Origin of the sequence: Tolypothrix tenuis PCC 7101, from assembly GCF_963874875.1 — a bacterium.
GTDB lineage: Bacteria > Cyanobacteriota > Cyanobacteriia > Cyanobacteriales > Nostocaceae > Aulosira > Aulosira tenue.
Window position 1 is genome coordinate 1,561,534 of the sequence record NZ_CAWNJS010000001.1, and the last position, 15,855, is coordinate 1,577,388.

At 41.6% G+C, this 15,855-nt stretch carries 13 protein-coding genes; 8 read left to right on the plus strand and 5 right to left on the minus strand.

Features of this window, described 5'->3' with window-relative positions; all coding sequences use genetic code 11:
- The first annotated feature begins 232 nt into the window (after window positions 1-232).
- Window positions 233-607, plus strand: a complete 375-nt coding sequence (locus AACU25_RS06345; RefSeq protein WP_096574405.1) for a DUF6464 family protein — start codon at window positions 233-235, stop codon at window positions 605-607.
- 8 nt (window positions 608-615) lie between these two features.
- Here the strand turns inward: AACU25_RS06345 and fmt are convergent, their stop codons facing one another.
- Both fmt and AACU25_RS06355 read right to left on the minus strand, forming a co-directional pair.
- Window positions 616-1,617: a methionyl-tRNA formyltransferase gene (gene fmt, locus AACU25_RS06350; RefSeq protein WP_096574406.1), complete on the minus strand. Its 1,002-nt coding sequence runs from the start codon at window positions 1,615-1,617 to the stop codon at window positions 616-618.
- Between the two features lie 223 nt (window positions 1,618-1,840).
- Window positions 1,841-1,975, minus strand: coding sequence for a hypothetical protein (locus AACU25_RS06355; protein WP_321206792.1), 135 nt, complete (start codon window positions 1,973-1,975; stop codon window positions 1,841-1,843).
- A gap of 642 nt (window positions 1,976-2,617) precedes the next feature.
- Between AACU25_RS06355 and AACU25_RS06360 the strand changes: the two genes are divergently transcribed.
- Window positions 2,618-3,934 carry a hypothetical protein gene (locus tag AACU25_RS06360; RefSeq protein ID WP_190445869.1) on the plus strand — a complete coding sequence of 439 codons (1,317 nt, stop codon included), beginning with the start codon at window positions 2,618-2,620 and terminating at the stop codon, window positions 3,932-3,934.
- A gap of 528 nt (window positions 3,935-4,462) precedes the next feature.
- Window positions 4,463-4,687, plus strand: coding sequence for a hypothetical protein (locus tag AACU25_RS06365; protein WP_096574407.1), 225 nt, complete (start codon window positions 4,463-4,465; stop codon window positions 4,685-4,687).
- A gap of 340 nt (window positions 4,688-5,027) precedes the next feature.
- Here AACU25_RS06365 and AACU25_RS06370 read toward each other — a convergent pair whose 3' ends face one another.
- The 3 genes from AACU25_RS06370 to AACU25_RS06380 all read right to left on the minus strand — a co-directional run bounded on the left by AACU25_RS06370 (window position 5,028) and on the right by AACU25_RS06380 (window position 9,649).
- On the minus strand, window positions 5,028-6,317 hold the full coding sequence (locus AACU25_RS06370; RefSeq protein ID WP_096574408.1) for a Glu/Leu/Phe/Val family dehydrogenase: 1,290 nt from the start codon (window positions 6,315-6,317) through the stop codon (window positions 5,028-5,030).
- Window positions 6,318-6,596: 279 nt separating this feature from the next.
- The gene (locus AACU25_RS06375) at window positions 6,597-8,096 is read right to left on the minus strand and encodes a carotenoid oxygenase family protein (RefSeq protein ID WP_096574409.1); all 1,500 of its coding nucleotides are present in this window, start codon (window positions 8,094-8,096) and stop codon (window positions 6,597-6,599) included.
- Between the two features lie 125 nt (window positions 8,097-8,221).
- Window positions 8,222-9,649 (minus strand): folate/biopterin family MFS transporter, encoded by a 1,428-nt coding sequence (locus AACU25_RS06380; protein WP_096574410.1) that lies wholly within the window; start codon window positions 9,647-9,649, stop codon window positions 8,222-8,224.
- Window positions 9,650-11,467: 1,818 nt separating this feature from the next.
- Here AACU25_RS06380 and AACU25_RS06385 point away from each other — a divergent pair.
- The 5 genes from AACU25_RS06385 (at window position 11,468) to AACU25_RS06405 (ending at window position 15,837) form a co-directional block, all read left to right on the plus strand.
- Entirely contained in the window at window positions 11,468-12,334 is an 867-nt protein-coding gene (locus AACU25_RS06385) for a type 1 glutamine amidotransferase domain-containing protein (RefSeq protein WP_096574411.1), read from the plus strand.
- 67 nt (window positions 12,335-12,401) lie between these two features.
- A complete protein-coding gene (locus AACU25_RS06390; RefSeq protein WP_096574412.1) occupies window positions 12,402-14,108 on the plus strand; it encodes a thiamine pyrophosphate-binding protein in 1,707 nt (568 codons plus the stop codon).
- A 147-nt stretch (window positions 14,109-14,255) separates the two neighbouring features.
- Window positions 14,256-14,642, plus strand: coding sequence for a nuclear transport factor 2 family protein (locus tag AACU25_RS06395; RefSeq protein WP_096574413.1), 387 nt, complete (start codon window positions 14,256-14,258; stop codon window positions 14,640-14,642).
- Between the two features lie 139 nt (window positions 14,643-14,781).
- Window positions 14,782-15,225, plus strand: a complete 444-nt coding sequence (locus AACU25_RS06400; protein WP_096574414.1) for a nuclear transport factor 2 family protein — start codon at window positions 14,782-14,784, stop codon at window positions 15,223-15,225.
- A gap of 219 nt (window positions 15,226-15,444) precedes the next feature.
- Complete coding sequence (locus AACU25_RS06405) at window positions 15,445-15,837, plus strand: nuclear transport factor 2 family protein (RefSeq protein WP_045874463.1); 393 nt, start codon at window positions 15,445-15,447, stop codon at window positions 15,835-15,837.
- Window positions 15,838-15,855: the final 18 nt, after the last annotated feature.

Genomic DNA, 15,855 nt, shown 5'->3' on the forward strand with positions numbered 1-15,855 from the left:
CAATCATAATTTGAAGCGCGATCGCCGTTGAATCAAGAGTGTTTAAAATATGCGATCGCGCAGTTTATTTAGTAGCTTAAATAACCGATTAATTCGCGTAACTATGAGATGCGATCGCTAGATAGTAACTGTTAGGAAAATCAGCAAACTATTAATTATAATCTAAATCCGATAAGCTAGAAGAGGTTATTACGATACCATTTTTATAATGTAAATCACATCACATCAGCTTATGGAGCCAGACTCTTTACCAACCGAGGTAATATTGACGCATCCGCGTCAGTACCTCGGTAGAACGCAGCTTGATTGGACACCGCAACCCGGAAACTATCTCGATTTTGACGGTAAAACCTACGCAGTTTTAGAGCGCCGCCACAAATATCAATTAAAAGCGGGGCGCTACCGCTTGCATAATATAGCCCTTTATGTACAGTCTGCTCAAAGACCATCTGAGAAAAGTTTGGTACAGGGGCGATGGGTAATCGGCGATGCTACCTGTAGCTTCAATGCCCATTCAGAAATTGTACGTTGTGCAGTCAATCCCAGTGGCCCTTGTGATTCTTGCCGTTTTTACGAAAAAACCAAGGATGAAATTCCGACTACATAATTTATCTCTTAGCCATTTGCAAACACTTCTCCTACAGTTAAGCGGGTACCATTAACGAAATCCCATCCCGATTGAGGACGTTTCCCAGCTAACTGAACCTCTCGTAGCAACAACATACCTTCGCCAGTTTGGACAATAGCGCCAATTCCCTTGGTAATGCTTACCACTTCTCCCGGGCTACCAGATAAAGTTGACAAATCCGGCAATTTATCAAGTATTTTCGTTAATTCTGGTGGTAGCTGATAGCTATAGGCACAACCAAGGGGAACGGTAGCAGTAATTTTCATAACTTGATTGCGGAAGCTAGCTGTGCAGTTAGGATAAAAGCCTCGAATTTGATTATGTAATTGCAGAGCGCTCTTAGACCAATCCAATCCATAATCTGGTTTTTGAATTAACGGTGCATAAGTCGCAGCACTATCATCTTGAGGAATCGGGGTAAGTTCTTGCTGTTTGAGTTTGAATAGGGTTTCCACTAATAAGTCAGCACCAATGGTCGCCAGCCTCTGGGCTAAATTATCGGTATTATCCAGTAACTCAATAGGTGTAGTGCCCTTGAGCAGCATGGCCCCTGTATCCATACCCGCATCCATCAACATCGTTGTAATCCCCGTTTCTAGCTCGCCATTATACAAGCACCACTGAATGGGAGCCGCACCCCGATACTGTGGCAAAATTGAGCCATGAACATTAATACAACCCAACTTAGGCATATCTAAGATTGTTTGGGACAATATTTGCCCGTAAGCTACAACCACAAATGCATCTGCACCTGATTCTTTGAGTTTAGTTAAGGTTGCAGTATGCTTTTTGAGCCTCTGGGGTTGCCATACTGGAATATTAAAAGCAGTAGCAAGGGTTTTGATCGGAGAAGGTGTTAGTTTATTCCCTCTTTCTCGGCGTTTATCTGGTTGGGTAACCACTGCCAAAACCTCAATTTCTGGGTGATGCAGCAATTTTTCTAAAGTAGGAACAGCAAATTGAGGAGTACCAAAAAATACGATTTTCATCTGGGTTAATAGTTAAGGATCAAGAAGCACAGAGACACAACTAATCGCGTCTTTACTCAAGAGTCAAGCGTAACAGCCCAGTAAAACTGAGACTATGGATACTTGACCTTGAATATTTGACTTTTACACCATAAACTTTTAACAAATTAAGTTTTTTGGTGCTAAAGTGTTTTGATATTGGTGAAATTCAAGGTTCCTTGATAGACTTATAATTAAGTTTATGTTAGGTAGCAACTAGGCTAGTAATAACAGCTTTTGCTCTAGCAAACTTAGTTTTTTGGCGATGTCTGACGACAATTCCTGAGGATTTTAAATCGCGGAAGGAAAACCACTGCATCGCTACCATACCACCGTGCATCTACAAGAGTAGTTTCGTTTCTTTGTGTTTCCTTGACGTTAGCTGTAGGTGTATTTACATCGCTAAAATGTCACTGTCTTCTCACAATTAATGTAGAGCAGATGACAAAACTACGATCTTGAGTAGATACTAGTAGTGGTTTTTGAGTAGTCAATATGTTGCGCGTCAGCTTTGCTAGCTTTTCAACTAACGCCTCAAATTCCCCTAGATTCGGCTTCTGCGCTGTTGTCGCAGGTTATATATAAGGAAGCAGCTTATCGGTTAGCTATCCTCAAAAAAAGTCCTGACAGCCCGGTTATTTAAATCTTGGCTGTAGTTATTATCTGTCTGAATTTGCGTTTAATACCTATATGCCCATGCCCCTCGGTACGGTTATGGTATTAGATGCTGAATACTGAATAGTTTATTTGGTGCCTTATATTGCTTGGTTAATCTGCATTACTACTGTAATAGCAGATAACAGTATACTAGGAAAACAAGGAGTTAAATATGATACTTAAAATTTGTAAAGCAGTCATAAATTTGAACAAATTATCTCGTTAAAGTATTTAGTTTCTTGTTATACCTATATTCATAGCCTAATTCATTGCTGCATAGGCTTGCTCCCCACACAGCAACTGCCACCCCCTAGAGAGTCAACACATGCTTAAACCTCTTTTGCTGTCAGGATGGTTCCGCGTGCAACCATTTGTTAAATATGCTGTCGTTGCGATACTGATTGCACCTCTCGTGGCAGCATCAGGTCACTCTACCTCAGCTAAACAATCAGAAGTAGCAAATAGCACTCCTGATATAGAAAAACCGAGTTCAGCACCAGTAGAAATAGCTACTGCTAATGAACCTAATGTAACTGAATTATTAAAAGCAACTGCAATTGATTCCTTGACAGGAGAATCTGACTCTCAGCCACAAGCAATGGCTACTGTTGGGGAACCACAATTATTACCATCAGAAGCAATTGACCCTTCGGCAGTAGCAGCAAATTCTCACTCTGTACCTAGCAGCAATGTACCTGTGAGCGATCCATTATCAAAAGTGGAACTCGCGCCATCCACAAAGCTGAATTCTAGTCAATTAAATTTATTGAAAAAATTAAAAGACTCGAAAATTCAATCTTTGACAGCAGGTAATTCTCAGATACAAGAGTTAAAGATTGCTCAAGCTTTGACAGCAACTCAACCGCTTCCTAGAGATGCACAGCCAAACTTTGCAACGGAAGTTCCTGTTTCTGAACAACCAGGGCCAGAGCAAGCAGCACAAGCAGATCCTATAGGTAGTCCTCATCCAATTCCTTGGAAATGGATCACAGCTACTCAAGAAGCTTTTAGTTCTCAAGGTCGTTCCGGAGTCCGTTACTACCGCAGTGTACCTGTAGTTTCTCCGGATGGTAAGTATGTGGTTTATAGTAGAGTGCGCCTAGAAGTACAACCCCAAATGTACAATAGCCGCGTTACTAGCGTTTTGTTTGTTGAAGATGTTCAAACCAAGAAGTTACGGGTGATTGCTTCAACTTCTGTACTTAACGATCCGCTATTAGCAACAAAAGCCCAATCTCCAGAAGCAATACAGCCAAATGGCACAATTGGTGTATTAGTTCCTGTGAGTTGGTCAGAAAAAGGCGATCGCTTCTTAGCTCGTCGCTTTGAAGGTATATTCAATACAGCAGATTCTACAGATCGTGCAGTGATTTGGGATCGACAAAATAATCTTGCTAACACTGTATCTCCAGCACAAGCAGAAGACGAGCATGAAAAGATTGCAGTGTTATTAGGCTGGAGTAAGAGCCAACCAGATCACGTGCTATTTAGAGCTGGCGAACTAGGCGAAGAAGACTGGCCTTTAGTGAAAGTAGCAAGTGATGGTAAAACTGTAACTACAAATACAGATACAGATCAGCCTATTACTTTCGGTCAAAAGCTAACAGAAGTTTGGGCAGGCCCACAAGTCGCTTATCGATAGTTCAATTTATATAACATTCTATTGATCCCGTTGTTGCTGAGTTGACAACGGGAATTTTTTTCAATACTCGGAATAGCTAATGTTCACGGATAGATAACCTTAAGCTTTATTCGTTACAACTATAGAGTTTTTGATGGTGATTACCTTGATATCGGAAATTTTTTGAGCTAATAGGTATTCCTCACAAGTTCCTCAAATTTTGTCTTTATAACAAATCAGTAAGATGAGAATCAGAAGTTAAAAACTCTTGTAACTACTGATATTCATCATTTTAGATCGTGCCAACTTGTCATCAAACCAATACCCAACTCTGATGCAAGACTTCTTGTTCTCACTCTCTCGAAACTAAGACGATGGTAGTGGTGTTAGACAAGTCTGAAGATAACCCTGATGAAGTGTTGCCTATCCAATTGTTGCGAGTTGAGTTCAATCAATTACTAATTAATAAATCCCTGCCCTACAGGAAAACCTAACAGCGCACAGTGCTACGTAATTTCTCATAAAGAAACTCAAGCCCCTATTATTGTTATGAACCACTACACATTTCACGATGAAGCTACCTTAGCAGAACAAGCAGAATCATGGGGAAGAAAGGCAGTTAATTTGAAACTGATTCCTTCTTTTGTTGTTCGTCACTATGCTGATAGCCCGGTATTCTATATTCCAAGTGAAGAAGATTCAATCGGTTTGACAGCACCAGAAGCATACCTAAAATTTAAAAGATTAGTTGAGGCTTCTTTATCGAAGCTATAACTCCAGTTGTGTTGGAAGCAAAATTGCGATCGCAGGCAGGGATTTGTCGAATTCCTAGATTTCAGCTATATTAGTGTTCCCTTAAGTGTAAGTTATGGTTCCCAAGCTAGAGCTTGGGAACCATAGTTTTATGAGTGAAGCCAAGAGCGATCAATAATTCTTAATATAGGCTGTGTCATATATTTGTATTGCTGCTGATGTACTTCAGCGAATTTTATCTGAGTTATATAACGCCCCACAGAGGCGCAGAGAAAAGAGTTTATGGTGAAAATCGCTAATTTATTCCCAAAAAAAGAGGCAGATAATTGATCTGCCTCAGAACACTATCAGGGATAAAAATTTATGGATAAAGACCTCTGTCAGTTAGTGCTTGCGCTACACGACCAACACCCAAGGTATAAGCTGCTAACCTTAGAGGAATTTGCCGCAACTTCGATTGTTGAATTACTTGATGGTAAGCTTGCACCATCAAATGTTCCATTTCGCGGTTAACTCTTTCCTCATCCCAAAATACGTAAGAAAGACCTTGTACCCATTCCAAATAACTCACGACAACACCACCAGCGTTCGCCAAAATATCAGGTAGGACGATCGCACCTCGCGCCTCTAAAGCCCGGTTTGCTTCTAGAGTGACTGGGCCGTTAGCCGCCTCTGCAATAATCTGGGCTTTGATTTGGTTCACATTCTCTTCGGTGATTTGATTTTCCAAAGCTGCGGGAATCAACACATCGCAAGGTAAGGTAAGCAAATCTGCATTGTTAATTGCGATCGCATCTGGAAAACCCACAACACTGCGATGATTTCTACTGGCGTAGGCTTTCACTGCGGGAATATCTAAGCCAGCTTCCGAATATATTCCCCCACCACTGGTAGAGACAGCAATAATTTTTGATCCGGCTTGGTGTAGTAATTCAGCGGCGGCAATACCTACATTACCAAAACCCTGAATAACTACTCGCACTCCGTCTAAGGATCTACCTTGATCGGCTAAAGCTTCGCGGACAATAATCATCGCACCCCGTCCCGTAGCCATTTCCCGCCCTCTGGAACCACCTACAGAAATTGGCTTACCAGTAACAACGCCAGGAACAGCATGACCCACATTTACAGAATATGTGTCCATCATCCAAGCCATCTCACGGGCAGAAGTTCCCATATCTGGCGCGGGAATGTCTACAGATGGGCCGATATCTTTAATTAATTCGCTGGTGTAACGTCGGGTAATTCGTTCTAATTCGCTAGCACTGTACTGTTTTGGATCGATCGCAATTCCTCCCTTAGCACCACCGTAGGGAATTCCTAATAACGCACATTTCCAAGTCATCAGCATTGCTAAAGCAGACACTTCTCTTAGTGTCACCGCCGGATGGTAACGAATACCACCTTTATATGGCCCTAAAATATCGGAGTGTTGTACCCGATGTCCTGCAAAGACGCGAATTTCGCCGTTATCTAGTTTTACCGGAATGGACACTGTCACTACTTTGCGTGGGTGGCTAAGAATTTCTAAGACTCCTTGGTCTAGTTTTAATTCTTTAGCTGCTGCTTCTAAATAGCTACAAGCTTGATCGAATGGACAAATATACGCTGGAGAGGCAGGTTCCAGCGGCAGCGTAGGTGTTGCAATCATAAAATTTTCTCCCAATCGCGGTATCTTTGCGAACCGGAATATATATATGTCTGGGGGGAAAGGTTAAAGGGTAAAGGGTAAAGGGTAAAGGATTTTTCTTTCCCTTTTGCCTTTAACCGACCAGTATTGATATATGCCTAGCTTATCCTTTCTGATCAAGAAATTAGAAATTTTGTAGTTTTTGTTACAATTTTATTTGAGTTTTATGCAGTAAAAGCCAAAGGAACACAGAATCAATAATCTGTGTTCCTTGGTAATGAGGCGATCGCTATTCTTGAATTAGCCTTGTACAAAAACTTCAGGTGTAAAGCTACCATGTAAACCGTAGGGTATATGATGCTGGAGATGCAAACGCGCGATCGCACCTTTATGCAAATCCCGTGCATCCAAAATCACCACATCTGAGCGCTGATGAGCCGCATCATAAACTAAAGCCAATAGCCAGCCGTCATCTTCTGTTTGAGAATTGGGACGGGGGACAAAAATTGGCTCGCCTATAAAACCGCGGGGTGCAGCACTCCACAGTTGTCTTTCACCAGAATCTAAATCGATTTTCAAAATTGCTTGTAAGGGCGCATTACCTATTTCTGCATGAGCTGCACCTATATATAGATAACGATATTGGCGACCTACGTTATCTGGATGAATAGTAGGAAACTCACAGCAACGGCTTTCTATTAATTGTCTTTGGACTGTGCCATTTTGCAGTTGTAGTGCAAACCGCCAGATTTGTCCCGGTGCAAGTGCGTCAAAGTTAACTTGGCGAAAATCGCTTTCGGGTTCGACTTGTGATAAGGAATCGTAGCAAATCGAGTCAATGACAATTTCATCTCCCACCTCAAAAGCATTGACGTGATGAAAGACGAAACCTGATTGAGTTTCCAGAATTTTCACACCTGCTTTTGCAGTTTCGGGGTTGCGGGGAATGACTATGATCCGAGTTGGTTGATTTGGCTGAAACTTGATACATTCCCCAGCCGAACGGATTCCCAAAGCGAAAGGTAGGGGATTGAAAGTAACAGGATTTTGGAAGAAGATGCAGTAATTAGGCGTAATCAAAAAATCGTGAATGAAGCAGAAACCAGGCACACTATGAGCCTGTTTTCTGATAATTTCCCCTGCTGGATTAAGTTCAAAAATCGTAATTGTGGTAGATAGTCCTGGCTGAATCGAAAAGTTGACCAAACAAGGCGCGCCATTATCTTGGTTGCAGCTGGGGTCAAGGCGGGGATGAGCGCTAAAAGCTTCACCTGTTGATAATACACCATTGAAATATTCCCTTTCCAAGGTTTCTAAGGTGTTGGGGTCGAGGCGATGAGGTTCAGCAGCTTCCCACAGTGCTAAAAGTTTACTACCCCAGTAGATGACGTTGGTGTTAGCAATATCTTTCATTTTGAAGTCAAAAATATTAGCTAGCCAACCGCCTGGTTTTTGTGTACCAAATACACCGCGATACAGAATTTTTCCTGCTTTTTGTTCTTCTAAGTAGCCTTCAGTGCGGATAAAGCGATTGCGAAAATGAGCGCGCCCATTAATAAAGCTAATCCGGCTAATCATGCCATCGCCATCAAAGGGGTGATGAATCTGTTGACCGTTGATATCCAGTAAACCAGGGCCGTTTCTAAATAGCGTACCTTGCAGTTCTGGGGGAATTTCTCCTTCAATATCATCAATCCAATAATCAAATTCTTGCTTTAAAGATTGATATCCCCCCTGCCAATCTTCACGATTGTAGGATTTTTCTAAAATTGCGTTTTCTGAAATTTTTGAACTCTGCATCTGAGTATATATTCTTAAAAAGGATGAAGGATCAAGAATGAAGTCAGAATAGATCAACGCTTAAATCTGGACTAATGCGTTATCTCTTGTTAGGTGAAGTAATTTCACACTTCTGACTTCAGCCTTCAGTTAACTCGGGTGATGGTAGCCTCAACGTCAGTGATCAACTCAGGTAAAAATGCTTCCCCTTGAGTTGCTGAGGCTGGTTGCAATGCTGTGGATATTTGACTTTGGTCTTCTGCTGCTGGTAGCCAGTTAAGAAACGGTAGTGGTAACAAAGTACTGAGGTTAGTAATCATCACCAACAACCACAGAGAATCAAAGTTAGTTTCTGTAATTCCCAGCCAATGCATAATAATGGCCCCAAATTCATAGGAAACCATTCCTGCTAAATTCGACACCGACATTAATAAAGCAAATAATGTCGCTTCTACTCCCGGTGGGCAAAGTCTAGCAGCCAGTACCAAGACAGGCATATAGGCGATTTGCCCCATGACGGTGAGAATTAAGCTATCACCTAAACTAAACCAATGGTCATCTATACCTAAAGCGCGGTTTGTATGGGTGACTAATAGCAGCATTGTCATTCCTAAAGCTGCTGATAGCACCGTACTCCAACCAAAAATCACGCGAAAAGGTAAGCTTTTCAGGTATCGCTGGAAAATCCAAATCCCTACTAAAGATGCAAGATTTGTAACTAGGCGCACTCGTCCCAAAAATTCTGGTGCAAAGTGCAATTCGTTGGTGGTGAAAAAGAAAAAGGCTGAGTCAGCAGTTGGTGTCGCTTGCCAAATAAAGACAAATGCTGTTGGTAGCCAAATTGCCTTTTGGGTAACAGCTTGGCGGAGTTGGCTTAGTTGATGCTTAACGCTGACACTGTTATTTTGAGAGGAATTTTCCGCACTTTTATTTACAGGAGATTCGGCAATTAACCAAGCTACAGCCGAAACCAACAGGGGAAAAACGGCGGTAATCAAAAATACAGTGTGTGTAGAGAAATGCTCTAGCAGCCAGCCGCTAAAATATGCTGTAATCAAACCACCAAATGCAGAAGCACCCCAGCAAATAGATTGTAGTGAACCTGCATCGGCTTGGGATTCTGCTCTGGCGCGTTCAACTACTAGGGAGTCAACGATTACATCACTGACTGCAACTGAAAGTGACCCCAACGCGATCGCTAGTGTTGCTGCCCAGGTAGTATGAACTAATGTGGCGAGGCTTACCCAGGAAATGGTTCCTAATATCCCCGATAAAATGAGATATGGGCGGCGACGATAGCCAAATATGGGCAAGCCATCGGAGATAAAACCAAATACTGGCTTAATAATCCAAGGTAAGGCGACTATTCCTAGTAGCGCCGATACTTGGGTGGGACTCAGCAACAGTTCATCTTTCAGGAAAAAGCTGACGGCTAAACGCGCCAACCCTAAAATTCCTTGGACAAAGTAGACGGTAAGAATGGCGATTAACTCGGCACTGGGTTCATGGCCGAAGAAAATTTTCTGTTTTACTGAGTCTTTGACCTTGGACAAGCCAGAGGAGTGAATCAGCATTAGGTAAATATTTTTTAAGCTTTATCTACTTTTCTATATTATCTATGTTCTGAGAAATGGGGGTAAAGGTAGAGCCAGCGATCGCGGATGTACAAATTCCCTACGCAAGGCAATAGCGTTCAGTTAGCGTCAAAAAGCAAGTTTTGTGATCAACCTGAAAATTAAATGCGATCGCACTCAGCCAGATAATAGCGACCAAGCTAAATCATCAACTATCTTCTGTCAAGGTGACCTTGAAGGGTTAAAGGTGTTTTCTTGCCCTTTTTCCCCCCTTTTGCCCTTAACCGACAAGTATTGAAAGTATACCTAACTATAAAGTAGCTTCTGTAACATTAGTGATATTTATTGTAATTAGATAGTTCAGCAGGCTTTTTGATTGATAACCATATTTGCTATCAATGATAATTTTTATACTTTCAATTGTTTGTATGAGACGATCAACTGCCTATTTTCCATCAGTATCACACTTTAGTTTCTGGTTAAGATTAGCTCATGATTAAGTAAATTAATGATTACTATCTGAGGGTTGCAAAGCTGAATAGTCAGCTGTAGCCAAAATTCCTGGGAGCGCATTCAGTAAGTGATTTGCGGCATTCGATGGCATTTATACATATCATTGATTCTGCTAAATAAAGGCTCTCATAATCAAAGCGATCGCTTGTTGGTGATGGCAATGCATAAATTGCCAATTAATTCTGTAGCCGCCATTATTTAAATATAAATACAATAGAAAAATATTTTGATAGATTGTTATTTATTCATGGGTTAAATAATGCTTAAGTAGCAAGATATTTTAGGTTAATTTAACTCACCATTATAGATTAAAAATTATTAACTAAAGTCTTGATAGTCATAAGGTAGACAGATAAAAAATTTCTAGCCAGCAATGAAAAATAATTTTTTAGCCCAGCTACCCTAGCCGAAAATTAAAATACAGCAGGCAGAAGCAATCTCATGAATAGATTGAAAGCGTTCAAGTTTCACTAGAACATTGACAAACAAATCTTATCTTCAGGAGCTATATTTTCCGAATTGCTGTCCTCTGGCTTTCTTTGCCACTTCTAAGAAATTAACTTTAACTATATTGCTATTTAGCGATATCGCCAATTTGAGAATTAGATTGATAAAAATAAATGTACATAATTCCTGTACATCTGGATGAGATTTATGCGAAGATAGCTAGGTCAACAAGTTTTTTGTTTTGATTGTCCAAAAATTAAGTTAATTAACAAGCGATCGCGGCCTGTCTAGAGTGGCTAAAAACAAATCGCCCATAACAATTTTGTCAGAATGACAAGCAAATTTTACAATTTGTTATCACCAAGAGAAAATCATAATTTACATAAAAAATTAAGAATCTGATTGGACAAACTGGAGAAGTAAATATTATTCTAGTAGCGTGTTTTAAAAATTACCCTCTAACAAAATTACTTGATCAGGTGAGGTAATTTTCCGAAATCACCAAAGACGCAAGTGTAGGCTTATAAGTTGCCTACTTGAATACACAAGATAGATACTATCTGGCTTTATGGTTTTCCTCATATAAGCCTGTAATCTGGTGGGCTTTGTCTCAATCCCAAAGATCAACTTTTCATTAAGTATCAAAGCTGTAGATGCGTATTCCTGATCAGGATAGCTAGCGACTCAGCTGCTTCTAATAGGAGTGGGATAGAGGGCGCAGTCGTATCTCCAGCAAGGGTAGTATAGTTACAACAGGATTCTGAGAAAACCCTGGGCTTTTTCACTAATAACCTGTAACTATAAATACCATAACTGTGATATTTCTATTTCTGTGAGCCGTAACAAGGAAATAAGACAATGACAAAAAATGTTCTCTTTATCATTTCAGAATGGGGCTACTGGGGCGAAGAACTCATTGGGCCCTTAGAGGCATGTGATGCTGCTGGATATAACATCACCTTTGTCACCCCCAACGGCAAAAAACCAACGCCACTATCTGTAAGTTGTGCGCCTGGTTATATTGATCCCCCATTAGGACGTGGCGTGACCTCAGAAGAAATGGGAGCAAAGACCACCCGCGTTCATGAGTCAGACAGACTCGACAGTCCTAAGAGTTTAGCTGATTGGTTTCCTTTAAGAGCTTATCCTAGCTCTCCTACATATCTTAGAGATATGGAAGCCTACTACCAAAAAATAGACAAAATTATTGCCGAAGAACTAGTCAATTACGACGCGATGGTCATCGTTGGTGGTAGTGGTGCGCTAATTGATTTAGCTAATAATTCCCGTCTACACGAACTCATACTTGGCTTTGTCAAACTCAACAAACCTATTGCAGCTGAGTGTTATGGAGTTACCTGTCTAGCATTTGCTAGAGACTTCCGCGAGAAGAAGAGCTTGATTTGGGGTAAGCACGTTACTGGGCACCCAATTGATTACGACTACCTAGACGGTACCGGATTTGAAGGGCCCCACGCTATTGATGGCTCTAAAAAGGGATTTGGCGACGGCTACATTAATTTTGGCCCTCCATTCTACCCTCTAGAATTCATTCTTCGTGACGCTGTTGGCCCCGATGGAGCCTTTATTGGTAACGTTGGTCACCAAACTTCCGTTTTAGTTGATTATCCTTTCATTACCAGTCGTTCTACAGCTTCTTCTGTTGAGTGCGGTCGGATATTAGTAGAAGTCCTAGAGAAAGGACTGACCCGTTATGGATGGTAAACCTGATTAGTCTTTGCTACTCAAACAAGACCAATCAATGACCTAAGCACTAATAACGACAGAATCCATGACTCAAAAAACTGGTCGTTTTGCCATTCTTGAGCAATTCCTCGCAGATGGCATCCACTATATGTTTGGTAACCCAGGCACAGTGGAACAGGGTTTTTTGGATGCCCTGTGGGAATATCCAGATCTCAAGTACATTCTGACTTTGCAAGAAACCGTGGCTGTGATGACAGCCGATGGTTACGCTCGAGCTACCAAAAAGCCAGCATTAGTCCAAATTCATAGTGGTGTTGGTTTAGGTAATGCGATCGGCGCACTTTACCAGGCCATGCGTGGTCACGCCCCTTTGGTAGTTATCGGCGGAGATGCGGGTATCAAATATGCAGCAATGGATGCTCAAATGGCAGCAGATTTGGTCGGTATGGCCAAACCCGTCACTAAATGGGCTGCCACAGTCAATGAGCCATCTTCATTGCTGAGAATGCTCCGCAGAGCTATTAAGATTGCCTCTACACCCCCAATGGGGCCAGTTTATCTCTGCCTTCCTCAAGATATTTTGGATGCGCCTGTAGTCGAGCCAATCATACCTACCTTGACTCCTTCTACTCGTGTAGTACCAGACGATGAGACAGTTAAGGCAGTAGCCCAGACTCTAGTAGCTGCCAAAAAACCCATGATTTTTGTTGGCGATGGAGTTGCTTATTCTGGAGCCCAGGCAGAGTTAACCAAAGTTGCTGAACTTCTAGGGGCAGAGGTTTGGGATGTAGACTCTGGAGAAGTCAACATCAGCTATGCTCACCCTCTATATCAAGGGGCGACAGGGCATATGTTTGGCTCTAGTAGTCTGCCAATTACCACCAAAGGGGATGTCAATCTAGTTTGTGGCACTTACATGGTGCCAGAGGTCTTTCCGGAACTAGGAAATATATTTGCTCCTGGCGCAAAGGTGATTCATATTGATTTGAACGCCTATGAGATTGCCAAGAATCACCCAGTAGATGTAGGGATTGTTAGCGATCCCAAACTGACGCTAGCTAAACTAGCAGATGCGATCAAAGACATCCTTACTGCACAAGAGCAAAGCGCAGCGCAAACCAGAGCCGCAGAGATTGGTAAGGCCAAAGCAGACAAGATTGCTGCAGCGAAAGCAGCCGATCAAGCTGTCAGAGACTCAGTTCCTCTGCATTTCTCTCGGTTTATGGAAGAGCTTGCACCTCTGTTACCAGAAGATGCAATCTTCTTTGATGAAGCTTTGACCTCTTCACCCAATATCGTTAGATACAAACCACCCAGTAAGCCAGATCACTATTTTCTGACTCGTGGAGGTTCTCTAGGGGTGGGAATTCCTGGAGCAATTGGTGCTAAGTTAGCTAATCCCGACAAGAAAGTAATTGGCTTTACAGGTGATGGCGGTGGGATGTATACCATCCAAGCTCTCTGGACAGCAGCTCGTCATAATGTAGATGCCATATTCATCATTTGCAATAACCGTTCTTACAAGCTATTGCAATTGAATATTCAAGCTTACTGGCAAGAACAAAGTGTTGCCAAGCATGACTTTCCTTTAAGCTTTGATTTGTCAAAGCCAGTGCTGCGCTTTGATGAAATGGCTCGTTCTATGGGGGTTGAAGCCGTAAGAGTTGAGAAGCCAGAAGAAATTGCCCCAGCAATTAAGCAGGCATTAGCACACAATGGCCCTTTCCTCATCGATGTTGTCTTAGAGGGTGATGTTCGCCCAGATATGATTGGAATTCGGTGTGGTCAATAAAGGAGCTAGGGGATGAGGGGGTAGGAGAGCAGAGGAAGCAGAGGAAGCAGAGGAGAAATCAAATACGCCCAATGCCCAATGCCCAATGCCCCATGCCCCATGCCCCATTCACAATTTTGAGTCTAGTTTCATAAGGATGCCTTAAGTATGAGTACTACTACTACACCAGGTCGCCAATTCTTCGATGAACACATGAAGTACATCGTCGCTAAAGACGTGGTTGGCATGGTGACCAATACCTATACAGAAGATGCAATTCTGTATAATGCTTTTCCTTTTTTAGATACTCCACCCCCAAATGTAATCAAGGGCAGAGAAGCATTAATCAAAGCTTTTGAAGGTTACCTAGAATATCAAGGTGAAATTCAAGTTGATTCTTTATACAACTTTTTAGAAACTGACGACGTAATTTCCTTCCAAGCTACAATTACCTCTCCCAAAACAGGTAAGTGGGCAGTAGGTGATGTGTGGGTACTTCAAGATGGCAAAGTGGCTCGTCACTTTGGTTTTGCTCACAGGCTAGGAGATGCTTAATCAGCATTTTGGCTGGTAAGGTGTCTTAGTACTACGAAAGTTCATTTAAGTTGTAGATCTGTTGCGTTGATCAAATCTGCGGTTCTGTAGCAACATCCAAACCTTTGAGTAATTAACTTTTCAAAAAAGGAAATAAATCATGAGTGAGCTAGCACCACTAACTCAACCAGAAGTTCTAGAATTTGCAAAAGCTTGGTATAGAAAACTAGACGTTCATGTACCTGTGGAAGAATATGCTCCTCTGTTGGCATCAGACGTAGAATTAAGATTTCCGGAGGCCACAGTCAAAGGCTTTGAAGGATATAGTGGTTGGTACGATCGCGTCATCAATATTTTCTTTGACGAAGTTCATACCGTTAAAGAAGTGACAGTCAAATCTGCGACAGCCGAAAAAGCAGATGTACAGGTGGTAGTGAAATGGGAAGCCAGTGTGTGGAAAGCACCAGCCGCTAACAGCGAACGGATTGTTTTAGATGCTTATCAAACCTGGGAAGTTAAGCGATCGCCCGAAACGAATAAACCAGTAATCTCTGTTTATATAGTTGATGAACTCAAATACTACGAGGGTTCAGCTACATTGTAAATAATAGAGAACTCTTAACAGATAACGTAAAAAACAGAAGATTACATAGATAGATTTATAGCAAAATAAATTGTCCCTGAGAGAATGGGAAAAATCTCATCTATTGCTGATTCTATATACAGAATAAAGCTCCTATCCTCTGCTTTTTTTGTCTTTTAAGAGTTCTTTTTACCTAGTCTAAAGGGTTTGTGTAATCAAAATTTACGGAGAATCGAAAATATGGGCAAGCCTCCCGATACTGCTTTAGGAAGACTATACGAAGAACACATTCAATTAATCCTGAAAAAGGATATTGAAGCATTATTAAATCAATATACTGAAGATGCAGTTTTAATTAGCAGCTTTGAGAAAGTTCCTAAATATTTTCGCGGACGCAAAGAACTCGAAGAACACTTTCAAGGCATCCTAGGAATTGAAGGTTTACAAACAGATATTGCTTTTTGGGCAGAAACAGAAAATCCCCAAACCCTCATGATTGTTGAAGCTATTACTATGCAAGCTGGGGGACAAGAAGCTAAGATGCGGTTTGCCGATAGTTGGGTTTTAAGAGATGGTAAAATAGCCATTCACTTTGCTGGCATGACTCAATATCCCGATGGCACAGTAGCTTAGATTTAGTTACAGATTGCT